Here is a 22795-nt window from a genome sequence, read left to right as displayed (position 1 = left end):
AATTGCAAGGCCTCGTGCCTTGCATTTTTTTTGTGCAATCATCTGCTTAGTCTGGCAGGTTGCCAAACTGCTTCACCTAACGTCATCTCAACGAGAGTTCGACAGCCGGCTATCGGATTTCCGGCTGAAGCGAGTCGCAAGCAATGGGATGACTTTGGGTCGACTGCGTCGTTAATTCTTCGGCGTCTGGTTGAAGTCCGGCACGATGTGCGGGATGTCGTCGATGCCGAGGCCAAGCCCCCGCGTGATGCCGTAAAAGATGCCGAGAAGAACCAGCGTGGCGATCGTCGTCCGGAACGCCGCACGCAGCATATGCGGTCCGCGCGGCGCGCTGGGAACGGTGCCCAGTGTCACATCCTTGTCCTCATCCTGGGTTCTGAGGCTGAACGGCAGGACGGCAAACAGCACCACCCACCAGGTGGCGAAGAACAGCGCGATGAACGAGACCCAGCTCATGATTGCTCCAGTTCGACCAGCGTGCCGAAGAAATCCTTGGGATGCAGGAACAGCACCGGCTTGCCATGCGCGCCGATCTTCGGGCTGCCGTCACCCAGCACGCGCGCGCCGCTGGCCTTGAGCCGGTCGCGCGCGGCCACGATGTCATCCACCTCATAGCACACATGGTGCATGCCGCCCGAGGGGTTCTTCTCCAGGAACGCTGTGATCGGCGAGTTCTCGCCCAACGGTTCCAGCAATTCGATCTTGGTGTTGCCGACATCGACGAACACCACGGTCACGCCATGTTCCGGCAGCGCCTGCGGCGCGCTCAGCCGCGCGCCGAGCGTGTCGCGATAGGCCGCCATTGCCGCGGCCAGATCCGGCACGGCAAGCGCGACATGGTTCAGGCGTCCGAGCATAAAGCGCTCCGCTTTAGGGGAGTAAGGGAGTAGGGCAGTATGGGAGTAGGGAAACGAGTCTGAACAAATACAGACTGCTTATTCTTCCCTATTCCCCTACTGCCGTACTCCCCTATTCCCTTGTTCGTCACCGCGTGACGAACACCGTCACCAGCGGCTTCTTGCCCCAGGCTTCGTTGGCGGCACCGCGCACCGCGCGGCGCACCGCCTCCTGCACCAGGTCGAGGTCTTTTCGGCGCTGACGGGGGATCGAGTCCACGGCGCCGATTGCCGCATCGAGCATCAGGTCCTCCAGCGTCTCGCCGCTTGCGTCCGCCTCGGCGACGCCGATCGCCACCAGGTCGGGATCGCCGGCAAGCTCATATTTGTCGTCGAGCACGACATTGACGGCGACATGACCGGCAAAGGACAGCTTGCGCCGGTCGCGGATGCCCATCGCCTGGTCGGTGCCGATCAGCCGGCCGTCCTTGTAGACGCGGCCGAACGGCACCTGGTCGACAATGGTCGCGGCGCCCGGATAGAGCCTCAGCATGTCGCCGTCGCGCACCTGCGCCACCTGGCCGATGCCGGACATCGACATCAGCGACCCTTGCGCCACCAGATGCGCCGCCTCGCCATGCACCGGCACGCCGATCTGCGGCCGCACCCATTCATACATCTTGCGCAATTCGCTGCGGCGCGGATGGCCGGAGACGTGCACCAGCGCATCGCCGTCCTCGACGATCTTCATGCCGAGGTCGATCAGCCGGTTCTTGATCTCGAGGATCGCCTTCTCGTTGCCGGGGATGGTGCGCGAGGAAAACACCACGGTGTCGCCGGCCGTCAGCGACACCGATTTCATCTCGTCGCGCGACAGCTTGGCAAGTGCCGCCAGCGGCTCGCCCTGGCTGCCGGTGCAGATGATGACCAGGTTCTCGCGCGGGATGAAGCCGTAATCCTCCTCGGCGATGAACTCCGGCAGCCCGTCCATGTAGCCGAGCTCGCCGGCGACATCGATGACGCGCTTCAGCGAACGGCCGAGCACCAGACACTGGCGGCCGGCGTCGCGCGCCGCCCTGGCGATGGAAACGATGCGGCCGACATTGGAGGAGAAGGTGGTGACGGCGACGCGGCCCTTGGCGCTCTGGATGACGCCCTTCAGCCCCTCGCCGACCGCCACTTCCGAAGGCGATTCCCCTTCCCGCAGCGCATTGGTCGAATCGCAGACCAGCGCCAGCACGCCCTTGTCGCCATAGGCGCGGAAGCGCGCCTCGTCGGTCTTCGGCCCGATCGTCGGCTCCGGATCGATCTTCCAGTCGCCGGTGTGGATGACGGTGCCAGCCGGAGTGGTGATCGCCAGCGACATCGGCTCGGGAATCGAGTGGGCGACCGGGATGGCCTCGATCTCGAACGGACCGATGGTGAATTTCTCGCCGGCCCGGTAGATCATCGCCGGCACCTTCGGCGCATTCTGCTCGCCCTGCCGCTTGGCCTCCAGCAGGCCGGCGGTGAACGGCGTCATCCAGGCCGGCGCCTTCAGCCTCGGCCAGATGTCGAGCAGAGCGCCGTAATGGTCCTCATGTGCGTGAGTGATGACGATGCCGCGCAGACTGTCGAGGTTCTCCTCGATGAAGCGCGTGTCGGGCAGGATCAGGTCGACGCCCGGATGCGCCGAATCCGGAAAGGTGACGCCGACATCGACGACGATCCACTCGCGCGCATCGGCCGGCCCGTAGCCGTAGAGGGCGAAGTTCATGCCGATCTCGCCGACGCCGCCAAGCGGCACGAAGACGAGTTCGGCGTTTTCCGCTTTCGCCATGTTTCTTCCCTTCCTGGCCGGTCAGGCCAAGTCCGTTACCTTTGGGCCGACGCGACAGCGCCGAAATGCACGTCGCCGGCGGCGATCGTCACGACAGATCCCTCATCGTCGCGGATCACGAAACGGCAGTCCTCGTCAATGGTCTCGAACGTCCCGCGCACCACATTACCGTCAACCCTGACAGCAACCTCACCGCCGAGCCCCGCGGCGCGCGCCAGCCAGCGCCGCCTGACGGCGGCAAGCCCGCGCCCGTCGTCCCACAGCCGGGCATTCTCGTTCCAGGCATCCGACAGCGCCAGAAACAGGGTTTCGGCATCGCAATTCGCGCCAAGCGCGCGCAGCGATGTCGCCGGATAAGGCAAATTCTCCGGATATGCCACCACGTTGACGCCGATGCCGACTGCCACCGCGAAGCGATCGCCTTCGAGCAGCGCCGATTCCAGCAATATGCCGGCGAGCTTGGCGCCGGAGGCAAGCACGTCGTTCGGCCATTTCAGCTCGAAGCGGTTCTTGCCCTGGCTTGCACCGTCAACGCCGATCGCGATCCTGCCTTGCGGCACGACGGCATCGAGCGCGTCGGCAAGTGCCAGCCCGGCGACGAAGCCCAGCGTCGCGGCGAGCCGCAATTCGCCACCGCTGACGATGAGCAAAGTCGCCGCCAGATTGCCTTCCGGCGTCGCCCAGCTCCGGCCGCGCCGGCCGCGCCCGCTTTCCTGCTTTTTGGAAACGACCCACAGCTTGCCCAGATCGCCGGCCCGGGCATGGGCGAGCGCCAGCGCGTTGGTGGAGCCGACCGTGTCATGGGCTTCGAGCCGGAACCCTTCCGACGCCGCGGTTGGAGCCAACCTAAACGCCATGCCGTCAGAAGAAGGTCTTCGCCGCGGCTTCGGCATAGGTGCCGATCGGCCCGCCGATCAGCACGTAGAACAGCACGAAGGCGCCGCTGACGCCGAGCACGAGGCGCAGTTCGCTGGCCATCGGCACGAAGCCGCCGACCGGTTCGTCGAACCACATGAGCTTGATGATGCGCAGATAATAGTAGGCGCCCACCACCGAGGCCAGCACGCCGATGATCGCCAGCGCATAGAGGTTGGCGTTGATGGCGGCGAGGAAGACGTACCACTTCCCCCAGAAGCCGGCGAGCGGCGGAATGCCGGCCAGCGAGAACATCAGGATAGTGAGGATCGTCGCCATGATCGGATTGGTCGAGGCGAGGCCGGCGAGATCGTTGATCTGCTCGACATTGCCCTCCTTGCGCCGCATGGCGAGGATGAAGGCGAAGGTGCCGAGCGTCATCACCAGATAGATCAGCATGTAGATGGCGACACCGCGCACGCCGGCCTGGCTGTTGGCGGCGAGGCCGACCAGCGCGTAGCCCATGTGACCGATCGAGGAATAAGCCATCAGCCGCTTGATGTTGGTCTGGCCGATTGCCGCGAAGGCGCCAAGCGCCATCGAGGCGATCGAAATGAAGACGATGATCTGCTGCCAGTCCGACGCGATCGGCTTGAAGGCGCCCATGGTGACGCGCACGATCAGCGCCATCGCCGCCATTTTCGGGGCGGCGGCCAGGAAAGCGGTGATCGGCGTCGGCGCGCCCTCATAGACGTCCGGGGTCCACATGTGGAACGGCACCGCCGAAATCTTGAAGGCAAGGCCGGCCAGCACGAAGACCAGGCCGAAGACGAGGCCGAGCTGCCGCTCGCCACTGCCGAGCGCGGTCGCGATCTCCTGGAAGCCGGTGTTGCCGGTGTAGCCGTAAATCAGCGAGATGCCGTAGAGCAGCATGCCGGACGACAGCGCGCCGAGCACGAAATATTTGAGGCCGGCTTCGGTCGAACGGACGCTGTCGCGGTTGATCGCGGCGAGCACGTAGATCGCCAGTGACTGCAGCTCGAGGCCGAGATAGAGCCCGATCATGCCGTTGGCCGAGATCATCAGCAACATGCCGAGCGTGCACAGCAGGATCAGCACCGGATATTCGAACTTGTCGAAATGCTCCTGTCTGGCGAAGCGCATCGACATGACCAGCGTCACCGCCGAGCCGATCAGCGCCAGCACCTTCATGAAGCGGGCGAAGGAATCCTGGACGAAGGCGCTGCCGTAGGCGGTGCCCTGCCCGCTGGAAGAGACCACCCAGAAGCCGGCGAGCGCAAGTATGGCGACGGCAAGACCGTTGACGGTGGCCGTGCTGTCGGTGCGCGAATAGGCGCCCACCATCAACAGCGCCAGCGCGCCGATGGCGAGGATAAGCTCCGGCGTCGAGAGCGAAAGGCTGGAGAGAAGGTCCGGCGTCATGGTTCGCGATATCCCCAGTCAGTTCGCCGCCGCGGTCTGCGCGGTATTGATGGATGCGGTGACGTTAGTGACGAGCGCCTTGACCGAGGCGGCCGTCGCATCGAAGACCGGCGCCGGGTAGACGCCGAAGAAGATGACCAGCACCACCAGCGGATAGATGATCGCCTTCTCGCGCGCCGAGAGGTCGAGCAGATCTTTCAGGCTGTCCTTGGTCAACGACCCGAAGATCACGCGGCGATAGAGCCAGAGCGCGTAGGCCGCCGACAGGATGACGCCGGTGGCGGCGAAGAACGCCACCCAGGTGTTGACCCGGAACACACCCAGCATGGTCAGGAACTCGCCGACGAAGCCGCTGGTGCCAGGCAGGCCGACATTGGCCATGGTGAAGACCATGAACACGGTGGCGTATTTCGGCATGTTGTTGACCAGCCCGCCATAGGCATCGATCTCGCGCGTGTGCATGCGGTCGTAGATGACGCCGACGCACAGGAACAGCGCGCCGGAGACGAGGCCGTGGCTGAGCATCTGGAAGATCGCGCCCTGCACGCCTTCCTGGTTCATGGCGAAGATGCCCATGGTGACGAAGCCCATATGGGCGACCGACGAATAGGCGATCAGCTTCTTCATGTCCTCCTGCATCAGCGCCACCAGCGAGGTGTAGATGATGGCGACGACCGACAGCGTGAACACCAGCGGCGCGAACATTTCCGACGCCAGCGGGAACATCGGCAGCGAGAAGCGCAGGAAGCCATATCCGCCCATCTTCAGGAGGATCGCGGCCAGGATCACCGAGCCCGCCGTCGGCGCCTCGACGTGCGCGTCCGGCAGCCAGGTGTGCACCGGCCACATCGGCATCTTCACCGCGAAGGAGGCGAAGAAGGCGAGCCACAGCCAGGTCTGCATGTTGGCCGGGAAGTTGTGCGTCAGCAGCGTCGTGATGTCGGTGGTACCCGACTGGTAGAACATCGCCATGACGGCGAGCAGCATCAGCACCGAGCCGGCGAGCGTATAGAGGAAGAACTTGAACGAGGCGTAGACGCGCCGCTTGCCGCCCCAGACGCCGATGATGATGAACATCGGGATCAGGCCGGCCTCGAAGAAGACGTAGAACAGCACGATGTCGAGCGCGCAGAACACGCCGATCATCAGCGTTTCCAGGAGCAGGAAGGCGATCATGTAGGCCTTGACCCGCTTCTCGATCGCTTCCCACGAAGCCAGGATGCAGAGCGGCATCAGGAAGGTGGTGAGGATGACGAACAGCATCGATATGCCGTCGACACCCATGTGGTAGGAAATGCCCGAATCCAGCCAGGCGACCTTCTCGACGAACTGGAAGCCGGCCTGCGAATTGTCAAAACCCTTCCAGATGAACAGCGAGATGACGAAGGTGATGCTCGTCGTCCACAGCGCGATGGCGCGGATGTTGCGGCGCGCGTTTTCGCTGTCATCATTGATGAACAGGATGAGCAGCACACCAACCAGCGGCAGGAAGGTGACCAGCGAGAGGATTGGCCAGGCGGTCATCAGAGCATCATCCAGGTGACGAGTGCGGCAACGCCGATCAGCATGGCGAAGGCGTAGTGGTAGAGGTAGCCGGTCTGCAGCTTGACGACCCGGTTGGTGACGTCGACGACGCGCGCCGAGACCCCGTCAGGCCCGAACCCGTCGATGACGGCGCCGTCGCCGGTCTTCCACAGGAACCTGCCGAGGCGCTTCGCCGGCCGCACGAACAGGACGTCGTAGAGCTCGTCGAAGTACCACTTGTTGAGCAGGAAGGCGTAGAGCAGGCGATGGTTGGCGGCGACGCTGGCGGGCAGTTCCGGCGAGCGGATATAGAACTTCCAGGCGACCGCGAAGCCGATGACCATGGCGATGAACGGCGCCAGTTCGACCCACAGCGGCAGTTCGTGGATCTCGTGAAGGATGTGGTTTTCCGGCAGTGTGAACAGCGACGCCTTCCAGAACTCGGCATAGCCCTCGCCGATGAAGGCGCCATGGAAGATGATGCCGGCAAACAGCGCGCCCACGGCCAGGATGAACAGCGGCACCAGCATCACCGGCGGCGATTCATGGACATGGTGCATGACCTCGTGGCTGGCGCGCGGCTGGCCATGGAAAGTCATGAAGATCAGCCGCCAGGAGTAGAAGGAGGTAAAGGCCGCGGCGACAACCAGCAGCACGAAGGCGGTGCCGGCAAACAGATTGTGGCTGGCAAAGGCACTCTCGATGATGGCGTCCTTGGAGAAGAAGCCGGCGGTGCCGATGACCGTCACCGGAATGCCGACGCCGGTCAGCGCCAGCGTGCCGATCACCATCATCCAGTAGGTCTTCGGAATGAGCGTCCTGAGGCCACCCATGTTGCGCATGTCCTGCTCGTCGGAGACGGCATGGATCACCGAGCCCGAACCGAGGAACAGCAGCGCCTTGAAGAAGGCGTGCGTGAACAAATGGAAGATCGCGGCGCCATAGGCGCCGACGCCGAGCGCCACGAACATGTAGCCAAGCTGCGAGCAGGTCGAATAGGCGATGACGCGCTTGATGTCGTTCTGGACGAGGCCGACAGTGGCCGCGAAGAAGGCGGTGAAGGCGCCGATGAAGGTGACGACCGTCAGCGCCGAATGCGACAGCTCGAACAGCGGCGACAGCCTGGCCAGCATGAACACGCCCGCCGTCACCATGGTGGCGGCATGGATCAGCGCCGAGACCGGGGTCGGGCCTTCCATGGCGTCGGGCAGCCAGGTGTGCAGCGGCACCTGCGCCGACTTGCCCATCGCGCCCATGAAGAGCAGCAGGCAGACGACGGTCAGCGCCGAGTGCTTGTCGAGCGTATAGCCGAGGAAGGTGAGCACGGTTGCGCCGTGCTCGGCGCCCTCTGTCGGAACGAAGCTCGCCGCATTGGCGAAGATGGTGCCGAGATTGACCGAGCCGAAAAGCACGAACACGCCGAAAATGCCCAGCGCGAAGCCGAAATCGCCGACGCGGTTGACGATGAAGGCCTTGATTGCCGCGGCATTGGCCGACGGCTTCTTGTACCAGAAGCCGATCAGCAGGTAGGAGGCGAGACCGACACCTTCCCAGCCGAAGAACATCTGCACCAGATTGTCGGCCGTCACCAGCATCAGCATGGCGAAGGTGAACAGCGACAGATAGGCAAAGAAGCGCGGCCGGTTCGGATCGTGATGCATGTAGCCGATCGAGTAGATGTGGACCAGCGCCGACACGGTGTTGACGACGACCAGCATCACCACCGTCAGCGTGTCGATCCTGAGCGCCCAGGACGCGTCGAGCCCGCCCGACTGGATCCAGCGCAGCACCGGCACGGTGAACACTTCGCCCTCGCCGAAGCCGACCGAGAAGAAGGCGATCCACGACAGCACGGCCGAAATCACCAGGAAGCCGGAGGTGATGTATTCGGACGCCTTGGCGCCGAGCGACGTGCCGAACAGGCCGACGATCAGGAAGCCGAGCAGCGGAAGGAAGACGATTGCTTGATACATGACTGCCCCGTCAACCCTTCATCATGTTGACGTCTTCGACCGCGATCGAGCCGCGGTTGCGGAAGAAGACGACGAGAATGGCAAGACCGATCGCGGCCTCGGCCGCGGCGACCGTCAGCACGAACAGCGCGAACACCTGCCCGACGAGATCGCCGAGCGCCGCCGAGAAGGCGACGAAATTGATGTTGACCGCAAGCAGGATCAGCTCGACCGACATCAGGATGACGATGACGTTCTTGCGGTTCAGGAAGATGCCGAACACGCCGAGCGTGAACAGGATCGCCGATACGGTGAGGTAGTGCGCGATGCCGACGACCATCTCAGATGCCCTCGCCCGATTTGACCTTGCGGATTTCCATGCCGGTCGCCGGCGTGCGGCCGACCTGGGCTGCGATCGACTGCCGCTTGACGCCCGGCTTGTGGCGCAGCGTCAGCACGATGGCGCCGATCATGGCGACAAGCAGCACGAGGCCGGCGATCTGGAAGTAGTAGAGGTAGTCCGTGTAGAGGATATCGCCGAGCGCGGCCGTGTTGGTGCGCTGGGCGAGATCCGGGATGGGCTTGGCCACTGTCGAGGCCAGCTGCGGCGCGAAAGTGTAGCCGCCGAGCACGACAATCAGTTCCGCCGCCAGGATCAGCCCGACCAGCGCGCCGATCGGGGCGTATTGCAGCGCGCCTTCCTTCATCTCGGCGAAGTCGACGTCGAGCATCATGACGACGAACAGGAACAGCACCATCACGGCGCCGACATAGACGACGAGCAGGATCATCGCCAGGAACTCGGCGCCGGTCAGCATGAACAGGCCGGCGGCATTGAAGAAGGTCAGGATCAGGAACAGCACCGAATGCACAGGGTTGCGCGACGAAATGACCATGAAGGCCGACGCCACCGCGACAAAGGCGAAGAGGTAGAAGAAAGCCGCCTCTAGTCCACTCAGCATGGGGATCCCCCGGGTTCCTGTCCGAACAGGACGTTCGTCCTGTTCGCTCTTTCTGGCTTCGTACCGCCTCCGGTGCCGAAGCCGCGTTGTCCTTAAACGAGGCCCCTCGCCCCGTCCATGCGTCAAATGTCAGCGGTAGGGCGCGTCCAGAGCGATGTTGCGCGCCAGTTCGCGTTCCCAGCGATCGCCGTTCGCGAGCAGCTTTTCCTTGTTGTAGTAAAGCTCCTCGCGCGTCTCGGTCGCGAATTCGAAATTCGGCCCCTCGACGATGGCGTCGACCGGGCAGGCCTCCTGGCAGAAGCCGCAATAGATGCACTTCACCATGTCGATGTCGTAGCGCACGGTGCGGCGCGTGCCGTCGTTGCGGCGCGGGCCGGCCTCGATGGTGATCGCCTGCGCCGGGCAGATCGCCTCGCACAGCTTGCAGGCGATGCAGCGCTCTTCGCCATTGGGGTAGCGGCGCAGCGCATGCTCGCCGCGGAAGCGGGGGCTGATCGGCCCCTTCTCGTGCGGATAGTTGATCGTCTCCTTCGGCGCGAAGAACTGGCGCATCGACAGGAAGAAGGCGCTGACGAAATCCTTCAGCAGCAGCGCCTTTGCGGCTTGGGAAAGAGCGGACATTACGCAAACCCCGTGAGCTTGAGGAAGGCTGCGGTGGCGATGACCATGAACAGCGAGATCGGCAGGAAGACCTTCCAACCTAGCCGCATCAGCTGGTCATAGCGGTAGCGCGGCACGAACGCCTTCACCATGGAAATGCCGAAGAACACCAGGCAGACCTTGAGCACGAACCAGATCAGCCCCGGCACCCAGGTGAAGGGCGCGAAGTCGAAGGGCGGCAGCCAGCCGCCGAGGAACAGGATGGTCGCCAGCGCGCACATCAGGACGATGGCGACATACTCGCCAAGGAAGAAGAGCAAGAACGGCGTCGACGAGTATTCGACCATGTGGCCGGCGACCAGTTCCGATTCGGCCTCCACCAGATCGAAAGGCGGGCGGTTCGTCTCGGCCAGCGCCGAGATGAAGAAAATGACGAACATCGGGAACAGCGACAGCCAGTGCCAGTCGAGGAAGGTGTTGGGCAGGCCGAGCCGGGTGCCGAGCCCATCGTGCTGCGACATGACGATGTCGGACAGGTTGAGCGAGCCGACGCACAAGAGCACGGTGACGATGACGAAGCCGATCGAGACTTCGTAGGACACCATCTGCGCGGCCGACCTCAGCGCGCCGAGGAACGGATATTTCGAGTTCGACGCCCAGCCGCCCATGATCACGCCATAGACCTCGAGCGAGGAGATGGCGAAGACATAGAGGATACCGACATTGACGTTGGCGATCGCCCAGCCCTGGTTGACCGGAATGACCGCCCAGGCCGAGATCGCCAGCACCGCCGACACCAGCGGCGCCAGCAGGAAGACGCCCTTGTTGGCGCCGGACGGGATCACCGGCTCCTTGAAGACGAACTTCAACAGGTCGGCGAAAGCCTGCAGCGTGCCCCAGGGGCCAACCACGTTCGGTCCGCGGCGCAGTTGCACCGCCGCCCAGATCTTGCGGTCGGCGTAGAGAATGTAGGCGACGAAGACCAAGAGCACGACGATCAGCACGACCGACTTCAGCAGGATGATCAGCGCCGGCAGCACGTAGAAGGAGAAGAAGGTTTCCATGCTTATTCCGCCGCCTGCTTGAAGCCGCTCTTGGCCAGCGCCGAGCATTCGGCCATCACGGCAGAGGCCCGCGCGATCGGGTTGGTCAGGTAGAAGTCCTTCACCGGCGAGGTGAAGGTGCCCTTGTTCAGCCGGCCACCGAGCTTCGCCGCCCTGGCGACGTCATCGGCGCTGCCGGCCAGAACCTGGTCGATGCGGGCAAGATGCGGATATTCGCCATAGAGCTTGGCGCGCAGTTGCGGCAGCGAGTCGAAAGGCAGCTTCTTGCCGAGCACATCAGACAATGCCCTGAGGATCGCCCAGTCCTCGCGTGCATCGCCGGGCGCGAAACCGGCGCGATTGGTATGCTGCACGCGGCCTTCCGTGTTGACGTAGGTGCCGGACTTTTCGGTGTAGGCGGCGGCCGGCAGGATGACGTTGGCACGGTGCGCGCCGGCGTCGCCATGCGTGCCGATATAGACGACGAATGCGCCGCCGGTCTTGGCCATGTCGATCTCGTCGGCGCCGAGCAGGAACAGAAGATCTGTCTCGCCGAGCATGCCCGCGACGCCCTTGCCGCCCTCGCCCGGCACAAAGCCGAGGTCGAGACCGCCGACGCGACCGGCAGCATTATGGAGCACGGCAAAACCGTTCCAGTCGGCACGGGCGGCATTGACCGCCGCGGCGAGCTTGGCCGCCTGGCCGAGCACGGCGGCACCGTCGGCGCGCGCCAGCGCGCCCTGGCCGACGATGATCAGCGGGTGCGTCGCCTTTTTCAGCACCTGGAAGAACTTGCCGTTGCCGTCGGCCAGGTCCTTCAGCGATTCCGGACCGGCGCCGATCTGCTCATAGTCGTAGCGCGTGTCACCGATCTCGCCGATAACGCCGATCGGCAGGTTGCCGATGCGCCAGCGCTTGCGGATGCGGGCATTGAGCACCGAGGCCTCGAAGCGCGGGTTGGCGCCGATGATCAGCACCGCGTCGGCCTGCTCGATGCCCTCGATGGTCGGGTTGAAGATGTAGCTGGCGCGGCCGAGCGACGGATCGAGCGCGGCGCCATCCTGGCGGCAGTCGGTATTCTTCGAGCCGAGCGCCGCCATCAGAAGCTTCAGCGCATAGATCTCCTCGACGGCGGAGAGATCGCCGGCGACGGCGCCGATCCGCTCGGGCGTGGTCTTGCCCACTTCGTCCTTGATCGCTGCGAAGGCTTCGGCCCAGCTTGCCGCGACGAGCTTGCCATCCTTACGCACATAGGGGCGGTCGAGGCGCTGCGTGCGCAGCCCGTCCCAGATGAAGCGGGTCTTGTCCGAGATCCACTCCTCGTTCACCGCCTCGTTGACGCGCGGCAGGATGCGCATCACCTCGCGCCCCCTGGAATCGACGCGGATCGCCGAGCCGACCGCGTCCATGACGTCGATCGATTCCGTCTTGGTCAGTTCCCACGGCCGCGCCTGGAACGCGAAGGGCTTGGAAGTCAGCGCGCCGACCGGGCAGAGATCGATGACATTGCCCTGCAATTCCGAGGTCATTGCCTGTTCGAGATAGGTGGTGATCTCGGCATCCTCGCCGCGGCCGATCAGGCCGAGTTCGGAAATGCCGGCGACCTCGGTGGTGAAGCGGACGCAGCGCGTGCAGTGGATGCAGCGGTTCATCACCGTCTTCACGAGCGGCCCGATATACTTGTCTTCCACCGCGCGCTTGTTCTCGTGATAGCGCGAGGAATCGACGCCGAAGGCCATCGCCTGGTCCTGCAGGTCGCATTCGCCGCCCTGGTCGCAGATCGGGCAATCCAGCGGATGGTTGATCAGCAGGAATTCCATCACGCCTTCGCGGGCCTTCTTGACCATCGGCGTGTTGGTGAAGATTTCCGGTGGCTCGCCGTTCGGGCCCGGACGCAGGTCGCGCACGCCCATGGCGCAGGAGGCCTGCGGCTTGGGCGGGCCGCCCTTCACCTCGATCAGGCACATGCGGCAGTTGCCGGCGATCGACAGCCGCTCATGGAAGCAGAAGCGCGGCACTTCCGCGCCGGCATCCTCGGCTGCCTGCAGCAGCGTGTAGTGGTCGGGTACAGTGATCTCTTTCCCGTCGACCTTGAGCTTTGCCATCTCGCCTCAAACCTCTGCGGACGTCCCGCAATCCTCTTTCCGGGCGCGGCCAAAACCGCGCCCGGCATTGAATTTCAACCTTTGGCCGCCAGCGCCGTTGCCTGGCCAGTCCAGTCGTCGCGGCCGATGCGGCCGGCGAGCGACAGATAGTCCTCGACCCAGGCGATCTCTTCCGCCGTCCAGGCCGCGATCTGGCCATATGTCCAGATGCCGAGGCCATTGAGGACCTTCTCCAGCTTCGGGCCAATGCCTGAGATCGCCTTCAGGTCGGCCGGCGCCGCCGGCCGGTCCATGGCCTTGGGCTGCCTGAAATCCTCCGGCATCAGCCCGGTCGCGGCACTGCTTGCCACAGTGTCAGTGCCGGTGGTGTCCTGCACCTTTTCCACGGAGGCCTGGGCAATGTCGGTCACATCCCTGGCGAAGGTCTGCGCCTCGGCGATCAGCGTCTTTGTCGCCTTGCGCGCCTTGGACGAGGTCTTCTGGGCTTGCTCCAGCTCTTCGCTCCGCGCCTCGAAATCATCGACGATCGGCTGGAACAGCCGCTGCGAGGCCTCGGTGGCGCCCGAAAGCGCGCCCAGCCACACGCCGAGGGCATGATTGGCCAGCCCGATGCTGATCGCCGACATGGCGGCGACACCGGCGACAGGATGCGCCAGGAGATTGACGGCGCTGGCCATCTCCTTCGGCATCATCCTGGTCAGATCCTGGTTCATCTTCTCTAACTGGTCCATGTCGGGCATCAGTGCATAGGGTATCGAATACAGCGCCATCGAGTGCTCCTGGTCGTTTCTTCGTATGCCCCGCCCGTTATTCCTGTTCCGGGCTCTCGCCCGCAATTCCAACCTTATTCCGCCGCCACCATCACCGGCTCCACCCGGTGCGCGTTGCGCGAAAACTCATCGATGCGGCGCTCCACCTCGCCACGGAAATGCCGCATCAGGCCCTGGATCGGCCATGCCGCCGCGTCGCCCAGCGCGCAGATCGTGTGCCCCTCGACCTGCTTGGTGACGTCGAGCAGCATGTCGATCTCGCGCTTCTGCGCCTCGCCGCGCACCAGCCGCTCCATCACCCGCCACATCCAGCCGGTGCCTTCGCGGCACGGCGTGCACTGGCCGCAGCTTTCGTGCTTGTAGAAGTAGGAAAGCCTGGCGATCGCCTTCACGATATCGGTCGACTTGTCCATGACGATGACAGCCGCCGTGCCGAGGCCCGATTTCAAGTCGCGCAACGCGTCGAAATCCATCGGCGTGTCGATGATCTGCTCGGCCGGCACCAGCGGCACCGAAGCGCCGCCCGGAATGACCGCCAGAAGATTGTCCCAGCCACCGCGGATGCCGCCGCAATGCGTGTCGATCAGCTCGCGGAACGGGATCGACATCGCCTCTTCGACGGTGCACGGGTTGTTGACGTGACCGGAGACGCAGAACAGCTTGGTGCCGACATTGTTCGGCCGGCCGAAGGACGAGAACCAGGCAGCGCCGCGGCGCAGGATGGTTGGCGCGACCGCGATCGACTCGACATTGTTGACCGTCGTCGGGCAGCCATAGAGGCCGACATTGGCCGGGAACGGCGGCTTCAGACGCGGCTGGCCCTTCTTGCCTTCGAGGCTTTCGAGCAGAGCCGTCTCCTCGCCGCAGATATAGGCACCGGCGCCATGGTGCATATAGACGTCGAAGTCGTAGCCGGAAGTGTTGTTCTTGCCGATCAGCTTGGCCTCATAGGCCTCGTCGATGGCCCGCTGCAGCGCTTCGCGCTCCCTGATGAACTCGCCGCGCACATAGATGTAGGCGGCGATCGCGCCCATGGCGAAGCCAGCGAGCAGCGCGCCCTCGACCAGCGTGTGCGGATCGTTGCGCAGGATGTCGCGGTCCTTGCAGGTGCCGGGCTCGGATTCGTCGGCGTTGATGACCAGATAGCTCGGCCGGCCGTCGCTCTGCTTGGGCATGAACGACCACTTGAGTCCGGTCGGGAAGCCGGCGCCGCCGCGTCCGCGCAGGCCCGACGCCTTCATCTCGTTGACGATCCAGTCGCGCCCCTTGGCGATGATGCCTGGCGTGTTGTCCCAGGCGCCGCGCGCCATCGCTCCGTTGAGCGACTTGTCGAAGAGGCCGTATATGTTGGTGAAGATGCGGTCTTTGTCCTGAAGCATTGTTCGTCCCTCAGACCGGCTTCTTGCCGAAGACGCGGATATATTCGGCCACCCCGCCCTTGGCGAGCGCCTTGGCCTGCTTGACCCAGTCGTCGCGCTCGATGCGGCCATGGAAGGAGAGATAGGCGTCCACCCAGTCGCGCTCGGCCTTCTTCCACGACGCGACCTGCGCGAAGGTGTAGATGCCCAGCGAATGCAGCGTGCCCTCGATCTTCGGACCGACGCCGGAGATCAGCTTGAGGTCGTCGACCGCAACGGGCCGTTCTATGCCAGCGGGCCTGTTCTTGTCGTCGAGTGAAGGCTTTGCCTGCTTGACGGCTGGCTGCTTGGCTTCCGGCGCCTTGAAGGCGGAAGCCGGCTCGGCCTTGGCCCTCGGACCACTGCGCTGCTTCGAGACACCCTCGACTTCCGGCGAAGCCTTGTTGGCATTGGCGGCCGAATGCCGCGGGGCCGACACGCTCGCCGCCTTTTCCACGGCCAGCGCGACCTTGACCGGCGAAGGCGTGTTCAGCGCCGGGCTGGTCTCGGGCGCATCGGTCTTCGGCTTGCCGGCCTTCGACGGGCCCACGGGGGCAGCCGGCGCCGGCACCTCCGTTGCGATAATGGCGTCGGGAGCGGCCTTGGCCGCCTTCGCCGCCGCCTTGGCTTCCTTCTCGCGTGTCGACTTCAGGATCGCCTTCTCGCTCTTCAGCGTCGTCAGGCCGGTGGCTGGCTCCGAGCCGGTGCGGCCATTCTGCGGGCCAGGCGTCACCGAGGCGCCCTTGCCACCTTCGTAGAGGTCGATGATCTCGGCCAGCCGCTCCGGCGTCAGGTCCTCGAACGTATCCTTGAAGATCATCACCATCGGCGCGTTGACGCAGGCGCCGAGGCATTCGACCTCCTCCCACGACAGCGTGCCCTTGTCGTTGGTGTGGAACTGGTCGTGGTGGATCTTCGAGCGGCAGACATCCATCAGTCCTTCCGAGCCGCGCAGCATGCAGGGCGTGGTGCCGCAGACCTGGATATGCGCGCGCGTTCCGACCGGGTTGAGCTGGTACTGCGTGTAGAAGGTCGCGACCTCGAGCCCGCGGATGCGCGGCATGCCGAGCATGTCGGAGATCGTCTCAATCGCCGCCTTGGTGACCCAGCCTTCCTGCTCCTGCGCCAGCATCAACAGCGGGATGATCGCCGACTGCTCGCGGCCCTTCGGATATTTCTTGATCCACTGCTTGGCCGCGGCCGTATTCGCCCTGTTGAAGGCGAAGGAAGCTGGCTGGACGCTGGCATCTGCGAGACGGCGGACTGACATTTAGCGATCGACCTCACCAAACACGATATCGAGCGAACCCAGCACGGCGGTGACGTCGGCCAGCATGTGGCCGCGGCACAGGAAATCCATGGCCTGCAGATGCGCGAAGCCGGGCGCGCGCAGCTTGCAGCGGTAGGGCTTGTTGGTGCCGTCGGAGACCAGATAGACGCCGAACTCGCCCTTCGGCGCCTCGACGGCGGCATAGACCTCGCCGGCAGGTACGCGGTAGCCCTCGGTGTAGAGCTTGAAGTGGTGGATCAGCGCTTCCATCGAGCGCTTCATCGCCTGGCGCTTCGGCGGCACCACCTTGCCGTCGAGGTTGGACACCGGGCCGCTGCTTTCCTTGCCGAGCAGCAGGTCGACGCACTGGCGCATGATCTTCGCCGACTGGCGCATCTCTTCCATGCGCACGAGATAGCGGTCGTAGCAGTCGCCGTTCTTGCCGATCGGGATGTCGAAATCCATCTCGGAATAGCATTCATAGGGCTGCGACTTGCGCAGGTCCCAGGCAGCGCCCGAGCCGCGCACCATCACGCCGGAGAAGCCCCAGGCCCAGGCATCGGCCAGCGACACCGTGCCGATATCGACATTGCGCTGCTTGAAGATGCGGTTTGGCGTGAGCAGCGCATCGAGGTCGTCGATCGACTTCAGGAACGGATCGATCCACTTGCCGATGTCCTCGACCAGCTTCTGCGGCAGGTCCTGGTGCACGCCGCCGGGGCGGAAATAGGCCGCGTGCATGCGCGAACCCGAGGCGCGCTCGTAAAACACCATCAGCTTTTCGCGTTCGACGAAGCCCCACAGCGGCGGCGTCAGCGCGCCGACGTCCATCGCCTGCGTCGTCACATTGAGGATGTGCGACATGATGCGGCCCATCTCGGAATAGAGCACCCGGATCAGCTGGCCGCGCTTCGGCACCTCGATGCCGAGCAGCCGCTCGGCGGCGAGCGCGAAGGCGTGCTCCTGGTTCATCGGCGCGCAATAGTCGAGCCGGTCGAGATAGGGTACCGCCTGCAGATAGGTCTTGGCCTCGATCAGCTTCTCGGTGCCGCGATGCAGCAGCCCGATATGCGGATCGACGCGGTCGACCACCTCGCCGTCCAGCTCCAGCACCAGGCGCAAAACGCCATGCGCCGCAGGATGTTGCGGTCCGAAATTGATGTTGAAGTTGCGGACGGAGGTTTCAGCCATTCTGGCGCCTCTGGCGAAGAGTCAGTAGTGAGTAGTGAGTAGTGATCATCAATCTCAATGCCTACTTATTCGCCTGTTTTGCCTGCACCGTCCGATAAGTATCGCATCATTTTCCCAATCTCTTCGCATCGCAGCAGCAGCTCAATCTCGTTGGCTTTTCCAGCATGCCGAAACGACATGCCAGCAATACGTGTGTTTCGAGTTCCTTCAACGAACCCTGCGCCATGCGCAGGAATTGAACGAACGACCCTCTGTTTTCGCGACCATATCCCTCGGCGATGTTGGCGGCGATAGATACCGCCGAGCGACGCATCTGAGAGGTCATTCCATAAATCTCGTCTTTCGGGAAACCTTTGGTGACACGGTAACAATCTTCGGCGAGAACCATCGCCGATTGCCACACCATCAGGTCGCGATAAGATTCGATCCGCTTTTCCAATTCCTTCCCTACTGACTACTCACTACTTCCCTACTCACTGCTTGGCTTTTTCATCCCCCGGCAGCACGTAATCCGTGCCTTCCCATGGGGAGAGGAAATCGAAATTGCGGAATTCCTGCTTGAGCTCGACCGGCTCGTAGATGACGCGCTTGGCTTCGTCGTCGTAACGCACCTCGACGAAGCCTGTGAGCGGGAAATCCTTGCGAAGCGGATGGCCTTCGAAACCGTAGTCGGTGAGGATGCGCCGCAGGTCGGGATGGCCCGAAAACAGCACGCCATAGAGGTCGTAGGTCTCGCGCTCGAACCAGTCGGCGCCAGGATAGACGGCGGTGAGCGAGGGAACCAGCGTCTCCTCGTCGGCCTGGACCTTGAGGCGGATGCGCACATTCTGCTTCGGCGACAGCAGGTGATAGACGACATCGAAGCGCTTGGCTCGCGACGGATAGTCAGCGCCGCAGACGTCGATGATCGAGATGAACTGGCAGCGCTGATCATCGCGCAGGAAGGTCGCCACCTCGATCAGGTTGATCGGCTCCACGGAGACGGTGAGTTCGCCATAGGCCAGCACCGCTTCGCCAATCCGGTCGGTCATCTTCTCGCCCAGATAGGTCGAGAGTTCATTCAGCTTCTGGCTCATTGGTTCACCGCTCGATCGTGCCGGTGCGGCGGATCTTCTTCTGCAGCAGAAGAATGCCGTAAAGCAGCGCTTCCGCGCTCGGCGGGCAGCCGGGCACATAGATGTCGACGGGCACGACACGGTCGCAGCCGCGCACCACCGAATAGGAATAGTGGTAGTAGCCGCCGCCATTGGCGCAGGAGCCCATGGAGATGACGTAGCGCGGCTCCGGCATCTGGTCGTAGACCTTGCGCAGCGCCGGCGCCATCTTGTTGGTCAGCGTGCCGGCGACGATCATGATGTCGGACTGGCGCGGGGACGCGCGCGGCGCGACGCCGAACCTCTCCGAGTCATAGCGCGGCATCGAGGTGTGGATCATCTCCACCGCGCAGCAGGCGAGGCCGAAGGTCATGAACATCAGCGAGCCGCTGCGCGCCCAGGTGATCAGCGCCTCAGTGGAGGTGACGAGGAAGCCCTTGTCGGCCAGCTCGTTGTTGATCTCGAGGAAGAACGGGTCATCCTGCCCCACCGGCCGGCCGGTGTTGGGATCGATGATGCCCTTGGGCTTCGGCGCGACGAGGGTGCCTGAACTGTCGTTCAATCCCATTCCAGCGCTCCTTTTTTCCATTCATAGGCAAAGCCGATGGTCAGCACCGCCAGAAACACCATCATCGACCAGAACCCGAGCATGCCGATCTTCGAGAAGGACACCGCCCACGGGAACAGGAAGGCCACTTCCAGATCGAAGATGATGAACAGGATCGACACCAGGTAGAAGCGGATGTCGAACTTCATTCGGGCGTCGTCGAACGAGTTGAAGCCGCATTCATAAGCGGAAAGCTTTTCCGGATCGGGGCTGCGGTAGGCCACCAGGAACGGCGCCACGAGCAGCGCCAAGCCGACGACAAGCGCCACGCCGATAAACAGGACGATGGGCAGATACGAACTCAAAAGTGCGTTCATGCTGCGGCTTTCCGTTGGCGGTCAATCCACGTTGATTACAGCAAGCGATCCTATTGCGGAAGCGTGACAGATTCACCGCTGAACCGTTTTAAGGGCCTATGCTGCAACGCGGCGAGGGTTAGCGCAGCGCTTTCGGCGAAGCAAGTCAAACCTTGTTCAAAACGCGACGCTCGACGCCTTATCGAATGAAACTGGTCCGATCCGCTCCTGTTTGATTTCCTTCATTTTTTACTCCACTTTTCTCTCCTGACATATCTCCCGCCATTTGCCTGCTAGCATGGCCGGAATCAGGAACCGCAAATGCGGGCCAAAGGATCAGGACAAGGCTTCCGGATGAAGGAAAAGATATCTCTCACCATGGCCAGGCGCATCGCGCTCGGCGCGCAGGGTTTCACCGACCCGCAACCGGCCGGCACGCCTGATCGCCGCCACCTCGCCCGCGTTCTCTCCCGGACCGGCCTGCTCCAGATCGATTCCGTAAGCGCGGTGGTCCGCGCCCACTATATGCCGCTCTATTCGCGCCTCGGCCCCTACCCGCTGGCGCTGCTCGACAATGCCGCCGTAACGCGCAAACGCAAGGTGTTTGAATACTGGGCGCACGAGGCCTCCTTCCTGCCGGTCGAGACCTGGCCGCTGCTGCGCTGGCGCATGCTGCGCGCCGAGCGGGGTGAGGAAATGTATCTCGGCCTCGCCAAATGGGGCCGCGAGCGCAAGGCGATGATCGAGGAGATCTACGGGCAAGTCGCCGAACGCGGGCCGATCGCCGCCTCCGACATCGAGGGCCACAAGGGCAATGGCGGCTGGTGGGGCTGGAGCGAGGCCAAGCACGCCTTCGAATGGCTGTTCTGGGCCGGCCGCATCACCACCGCCTACCGGCGCGGCTTCGAACGTTACTACGACCTGCCGGAGCGCGTGTTGCCGCAGGCGGTCCTCGACCTGCCGGTTCCCTCGGTCGAGGAAGCGCATCGCGAGCTGCTGCGCATTTCCGCCCGCGCCCATGGCATCGCCACCTATGGCGACCTGCGCGACTATTTTCGCCTGGCGCCCGGCGACACCAAGGACCGGATCGAGGAACTGGTCGAGGCGGGCGAGCTGCTGCCGGTGCGCGTCGAGGGCTGGGACAGGCCCGCCTATCTCCACAAGGACGCCCGCTTTCCGCGCCGAATAAAGGCCCGCGCCCTGCTCGCTCCCTTCGATCCGGTGGTCTTCGAGCGCACGCGGACGGAAAAGCTATTCGACTTCCGCTACCGCATCGAGATCTACACGCCGGCCGAAAAACGCCAGTACGGCTATTATGTGCTGCCCTTCCTGCTCGGCGACCGGATCGTCGCCCGCGTCGATCTGCGGGCCGATCGCCCGGCCAGCGTGCTGCGCGTCCATGCCGCCTATGCCGAGGCCGACGCTCCGCCCGAAACGGCCGGTGAACTCTTCGAGGAATTGAAGCAGATGCAGGGCTGGCTTGGGCTTGAGCGCATCGAAGTGACGCCGGCCGGCGATTTGGGGCCGGCGCTGGCTGGCGAGATAAGATAGCCAACCCCTGCAGCCTCTGTCATACACGCTCCAACAAACCTCGTAGGTTGTGCAATGGCATCGGACAAAGTGCTCGACATGATCCATGGCGCATTGATTGCGCATGGGATCGATGCAGTGCGTAGAGATCAGGACGTTCTGCTACAGTCGAGGCAACTTCGGTTTGAGGCTGAGGTATTCGAGGCGGAAGCTGGCCGGCTGGTCCTCGAAATCTACATTTTTTCCCCACTGCTTGATGTTCAGCCGGTCATTGAATCCTTTGCTGGCTTCGGTGACACGCGAGAACAAGAATTAAATCAGGCGTTTGAAAAATTTCTTCGTGGCGTTTTCCACGTGGCGATCGAGGGACTGGCTGATCATGTCTGCGACAACATGCAGGCCGAAGTAGAGGTTTGGCAGCAAAGCAGTCCCTGTTGGAAGATCTGGCAAAAAAATGTTCGCTGGAAAATCTATGGTGGACCGGTTATTTCCCAGGCCACCACCGAGCTTAATTCGCTGAACCGGGGTTATCCAACGTTCTACGCCAAGCTGGAAAAGCTGTTCATAGCTTCCGTTTCCCCTGGCAGTCACTTTGTACGCACCTTTTTTGCAGCCTTGAAAGGCGAGCTTATTTGCACCGAGGTCCTTCTGGATAATAAGGTTTGGCAAGAAGGACAGGACCTAGCCCTCAGCCATGACTGGGACCACGGCGATGGTTATCAAGCAGTCCGGCAAGTTATCCTGGCCCTGCCGATTGGCGGCACATGACAGCCTCTGACCGACATAGCCATGTCGTAGCCGCGCGTTGACACATCTGCCCGCAGAAGCCTAAATCCATGGCCAGACGGTCTCCTCCCGGCAAAAGGAGGAGCCAAGAGGGAATGCGGTGCGGGAAAAATGCCCAAATCCGCGGCTGTCCCCGCAACTGTAAGCGAAGAGCCAAGGCCGAAAGCCACTGGGATGTTCCCCGGGAAGGCGGCTAACCAAGGCGATGACCCGCGAGCCAGGAGACCTGCCGTCTGCGAGAAAAGAATCCGATCGCCCGGCGGGTTTCCGGGCAAGGAGCCTGATTTGGAGCGCGACAGCAGTTTTCCGGCTGATAGAGCGGACTTACCGTCCGGCGACGACGATGGTCCGGCCGGCGTGACCGTCATCGTCTGCTCGTCCTGCCGCGACGAGACCGGTTCCGATGCCCATCCGCGCGCCGGCGCGCTGCTCGCCGAGGACACGCGCCGGGCGGCTTCCGGCGAAAAGATCAACATCCGCACCGTCGAATGCCTCGGCAATTGTAAGCGCCGACTGAGCGCGGCACTTCTGCGCGATGGCTGCTGGAGCTACGTCTTCGGCGATCTGGATGCGACCCGTGGCACCGACCTCGTCACCTGCGCCAAGCTCTTCGCCACCTCGACCGACGGCCTCATCCCGTGGCGCGGCCGGCCCGATTCCCTGAAGCGCGGCCTTGTTGCCCGCATCCCTCCCCTCGATCTGCTGAAGGACTGAC

The 22795-nt window shown here is 63.5% G+C and carries 23 protein-coding genes and 1 riboswitch; of the genes, 3 read left to right on the top strand and 20 right to left on the bottom strand.

Going from position 1 to position 22795, the window contains the following annotated elements:
- Positions 1-171: 171 nt before the first annotated feature.
- The 20 genes from EJ073_RS01035 to EJ073_RS00940 all read right to left on the bottom strand — a co-directional run bounded on the left by EJ073_RS01035 (position 172) and on the right by EJ073_RS00940 (position 19785).
- On the bottom strand, positions 172-456 hold the full coding sequence (locus tag EJ073_RS01035; RefSeq protein ID WP_126054035.1) for a DUF1467 family protein: 285 nt from the start codon (positions 454-456) through the stop codon (positions 172-174).
- Positions 453-857: a methylmalonyl-CoA epimerase gene (gene mce / locus EJ073_RS01030; RefSeq protein WP_126054034.1), complete on the bottom strand. Its 405-nt coding sequence runs from the start codon at positions 855-857 to the stop codon at positions 453-455. Before mce ends, EJ073_RS01035 begins: the two co-directional genes overlap by 4 nt.
- Before the next feature lie 127 nt (positions 858-984).
- Positions 985-2655 (bottom strand): ribonuclease J, encoded by a 1671-nt coding sequence (locus EJ073_RS01025; RefSeq protein WP_126054033.1) that lies wholly within the window; start codon positions 2653-2655, stop codon positions 985-987.
- 35 nt (positions 2656-2690) lie between these two features.
- On the bottom strand, positions 2691-3512 hold the full coding sequence (locus EJ073_RS01020) for a biotin--[acetyl-CoA-carboxylase] ligase (RefSeq protein ID WP_126054032.1): 822 nt from the start codon (positions 3510-3512) through the stop codon (positions 2691-2693).
- A 4-nt stretch (positions 3513-3516) separates the two neighbouring features.
- A complete protein-coding gene (gene nuoN, locus EJ073_RS01015) occupies positions 3517-4953 on the bottom strand; it encodes an NADH-quinone oxidoreductase subunit NuoN (protein WP_126054031.1) in 1437 nt (478 codons plus the stop codon).
- An 18-nt stretch (positions 4954-4971) separates the two neighbouring features.
- A complete protein-coding gene (locus EJ073_RS01010) occupies positions 4972-6477 on the bottom strand; it encodes an NADH-quinone oxidoreductase subunit M (protein ID WP_126054030.1) in 1506 nt (501 codons plus the stop codon).
- A complete protein-coding gene (gene nuoL, locus EJ073_RS01005; RefSeq protein ID WP_126054029.1) occupies positions 6477-8450 on the bottom strand; it encodes an NADH-quinone oxidoreductase subunit L in 1974 nt (657 codons plus the stop codon). Before nuoL ends, EJ073_RS01010 begins: the two co-directional genes overlap by 1 nt.
- A 10-nt stretch (positions 8451-8460) precedes the next feature.
- Positions 8461-8769 (bottom strand): NADH-quinone oxidoreductase subunit NuoK, encoded by a 309-nt coding sequence (gene nuoK / locus EJ073_RS01000; protein ID WP_019858930.1) that lies wholly within the window; start codon positions 8767-8769, stop codon positions 8461-8463.
- A gap of 1 nt (position 8770) precedes the next feature.
- Positions 8771-9391, bottom strand: coding sequence for an NADH-quinone oxidoreductase subunit J (locus EJ073_RS00995; protein WP_126054028.1), 621 nt, complete (start codon positions 9389-9391; stop codon positions 8771-8773).
- Positions 9392-9520: 129 nt separating this feature from the next.
- Entirely contained in the window at positions 9521-10012 is a 492-nt protein-coding gene (gene nuoI, locus EJ073_RS00990) for an NADH-quinone oxidoreductase subunit NuoI (RefSeq protein WP_126054027.1), read from the bottom strand.
- A complete protein-coding gene (gene nuoH, locus EJ073_RS00985; protein ID WP_126054026.1) occupies positions 10012-11055 on the bottom strand; it encodes an NADH-quinone oxidoreductase subunit NuoH in 1044 nt (347 codons plus the stop codon). Before nuoH ends, nuoI begins: the two co-directional genes overlap by 1 nt.
- Before the next feature lie 2 nt (positions 11056-11057).
- Positions 11058-13139 (bottom strand): NADH-quinone oxidoreductase subunit NuoG, encoded by a 2082-nt coding sequence (nuoG, locus tag EJ073_RS00980; RefSeq protein WP_126054025.1) that lies wholly within the window; start codon positions 13137-13139, stop codon positions 11058-11060.
- Positions 13140-13213: 74 nt separating this feature from the next.
- Entirely contained in the window at positions 13214-13909 is a 696-nt protein-coding gene (locus EJ073_RS00975) for an NADH-ubiquinone dehydrogenase (RefSeq protein WP_126054024.1), read from the bottom strand.
- Positions 13910-13983: 74 nt separating this feature from the next.
- Positions 13984-15288 (bottom strand): NADH-quinone oxidoreductase subunit NuoF, encoded by a 1305-nt coding sequence (gene nuoF, locus EJ073_RS00970; protein ID WP_126054023.1) that lies wholly within the window; start codon positions 15286-15288, stop codon positions 13984-13986.
- A gap of 10 nt (positions 15289-15298) precedes the next feature.
- Positions 15299-16576, bottom strand: coding sequence for an NADH-quinone oxidoreductase subunit E (locus tag EJ073_RS00965; RefSeq protein WP_126054022.1), 1278 nt, complete (start codon positions 16574-16576; stop codon positions 15299-15301).
- Complete coding sequence (locus EJ073_RS00960) at positions 16577-17767, bottom strand: NADH-quinone oxidoreductase subunit D (protein ID WP_126054021.1); 1191 nt, start codon at positions 17765-17767, stop codon at positions 16577-16579.
- Between the two features lie 106 nt (positions 17768-17873).
- Complete coding sequence (locus tag EJ073_RS00955; RefSeq protein WP_126054020.1) at positions 17874-18206, bottom strand: four helix bundle protein; 333 nt, start codon at positions 18204-18206, stop codon at positions 17874-17876.
- A gap of 34 nt (positions 18207-18240) precedes the next feature.
- On the bottom strand, positions 18241-18843 hold the full coding sequence (locus tag EJ073_RS00950; protein WP_126054019.1) for an NADH-quinone oxidoreductase subunit C: 603 nt from the start codon (positions 18841-18843) through the stop codon (positions 18241-18243).
- A 4-nt stretch (positions 18844-18847) separates the two neighbouring features.
- A complete protein-coding gene (locus tag EJ073_RS00945) occupies positions 18848-19429 on the bottom strand; it encodes an NADH-quinone oxidoreductase subunit B (RefSeq protein WP_126054018.1) in 582 nt (193 codons plus the stop codon).
- Positions 19420-19785, bottom strand: a complete 366-nt coding sequence (locus EJ073_RS00940; RefSeq protein ID WP_126054017.1) for an NADH-quinone oxidoreductase subunit A — start codon at positions 19783-19785, stop codon at positions 19420-19422. Before EJ073_RS00940 ends, EJ073_RS00945 begins: the two co-directional genes overlap by 10 nt.
- Positions 19786-20118: 333 nt before the next feature.
- Here EJ073_RS00940 and EJ073_RS00935 point away from each other — a divergent pair, with 333 nt between their 5' ends.
- The 3 genes from EJ073_RS00935 to EJ073_RS00925 all read left to right on the top strand — a co-directional run bounded on the left by EJ073_RS00935 (position 20119) and on the right by EJ073_RS00925 (position 22794).
- Positions 20119-21315, top strand: coding sequence for a winged helix-turn-helix domain-containing protein (locus tag EJ073_RS00935; protein ID WP_126054016.1), 1197 nt, complete (start codon positions 20119-20121; stop codon positions 21313-21315).
- A 54-nt stretch (positions 21316-21369) separates the two neighbouring features.
- Positions 21370-22062 (top strand): DUF6348 family protein, encoded by a 693-nt coding sequence (locus tag EJ073_RS00930; protein ID WP_126054015.1) that lies wholly within the window; start codon positions 21370-21372, stop codon positions 22060-22062.
- Between the two features lie 60 nt (positions 22063-22122).
- Positions 22123-22329: riboswitch (cobalamin riboswitch) on the top strand.
- Positions 22330-22365: 36 nt separating this feature from the next.
- Positions 22366-22794, top strand: coding sequence for a DUF1636 family protein (locus EJ073_RS00925; RefSeq protein WP_126054014.1), 429 nt, complete (start codon positions 22366-22368; stop codon positions 22792-22794).
- Position 22795: the final 1 nt, after the last annotated feature.

Origin of the sequence: Mesorhizobium sp. M4B.F.Ca.ET.058.02.1.1, assembly GCF_003952505.1 — a bacterium.
Classification (GTDB): domain Bacteria; phylum Pseudomonadota; class Alphaproteobacteria; order Rhizobiales; family Rhizobiaceae; genus Mesorhizobium.
The sequence above is the reverse complement of the archived record's forward strand: the minus strand, read 5'-3'. Positions and strand labels throughout refer to the sequence as shown.

Bases quoted from the DNA above. Each gene is read 5' to 3' on its own strand.
- EJ073_RS01035 (WP_126054035.1), bottom strand. From the start codon at position 456: ATGAGCTGGGTCTCGTTCATCGCGCTGTTCTTCGCCACCTGGTGGGTG.
- mce (WP_126054034.1), bottom strand. From the start codon at position 857: ATGCTCGGACGCCTGAACCATGTCGCGCTTGCCGTGCCGGATCTGGCC.
- EJ073_RS01025 (WP_126054033.1), bottom strand. From the start codon at position 2,655: ATGGCGAAAGCGGAAAACGCCGAACTCGTCTTCGTGCCGCTTGGCGGC.
- EJ073_RS01020 (WP_126054032.1), bottom strand. From the start codon at position 3,512: ATGGCGTTTAGGTTGGCTCCAACCGCGGCGTCGGAAGGGTTCCGGCTC.
- nuoN (WP_126054031.1), bottom strand. From the start codon at position 4,953: ATGACGCCGGACCTTCTCTCCAGCCTTTCGCTCTCGACGCCGGAGCTT.
- EJ073_RS01010 (WP_126054030.1), bottom strand. From the start codon at position 6,477: ATGACCGCCTGGCCAATCCTCTCGCTGGTCACCTTCCTGCCGCTGGTT.
- nuoL (WP_126054029.1), bottom strand. From the start codon at position 8,450: ATGTATCAAGCAATCGTCTTCCTTCCGCTGCTCGGCTTCCTGATCGTC.
- nuoK (WP_019858930.1), bottom strand. From the start codon at position 8,769: ATGGTCGTCGGCATCGCGCACTACCTCACCGTATCGGCGATCCTGTTC.
- EJ073_RS00995 (WP_126054028.1), bottom strand. From the start codon at position 9,391: ATGCTGAGTGGACTAGAGGCGGCTTTCTTCTACCTCTTCGCCTTTGTC.
- nuoI (WP_126054027.1), bottom strand. From the start codon at position 10,012: ATGTCCGCTCTTTCCCAAGCCGCAAAGGCGCTGCTGCTGAAGGATTTC.
- nuoH (WP_126054026.1), bottom strand. From the start codon at position 11,055: ATGGAAACCTTCTTCTCCTTCTACGTGCTGCCGGCGCTGATCATCCTG.
- nuoG (WP_126054025.1), bottom strand. From the start codon at position 13,139: ATGGCAAAGCTCAAGGTCGACGGGAAAGAGATCACTGTACCCGACCAC.
- EJ073_RS00975 (WP_126054024.1), bottom strand. From the start codon at position 13,909: ATGGCGCTGTATTCGATACCCTATGCACTGATGCCCGACATGGACCAG.
- nuoF (WP_126054023.1), bottom strand. From the start codon at position 15,288: ATGCTTCAGGACAAAGACCGCATCTTCACCAACATATACGGCCTCTTC.
- EJ073_RS00965 (WP_126054022.1), bottom strand. From the start codon at position 16,576: ATGTCAGTCCGCCGTCTCGCAGATGCCAGCGTCCAGCCAGCTTCCTTC.
- EJ073_RS00960 (WP_126054021.1), bottom strand. From the start codon at position 17,767: ATGGCTGAAACCTCCGTCCGCAACTTCAACATCAATTTCGGACCGCAA.
- EJ073_RS00950 (WP_126054019.1), bottom strand. From the start codon at position 18,843: ATGAGCCAGAAGCTGAATGAACTCTCGACCTATCTGGGCGAGAAGATG.
- EJ073_RS00945 (WP_126054018.1), bottom strand. From the start codon at position 19,429: ATGGGATTGAACGACAGTTCAGGCACCCTCGTCGCGCCGAAGCCCAAG.
- EJ073_RS00940 (WP_126054017.1), bottom strand. From the start codon at position 19,785: ATGAACGCACTTTTGAGTTCGTATCTGCCCATCGTCCTGTTTATCGGC.
- EJ073_RS00935 (WP_126054016.1), top strand. From the start codon at position 20,119: ATGAAGGAAAAGATATCTCTCACCATGGCCAGGCGCATCGCGCTCGGC.
- EJ073_RS00930 (WP_126054015.1), top strand. From the start codon at position 21,370: ATGGCATCGGACAAAGTGCTCGACATGATCCATGGCGCATTGATTGCG.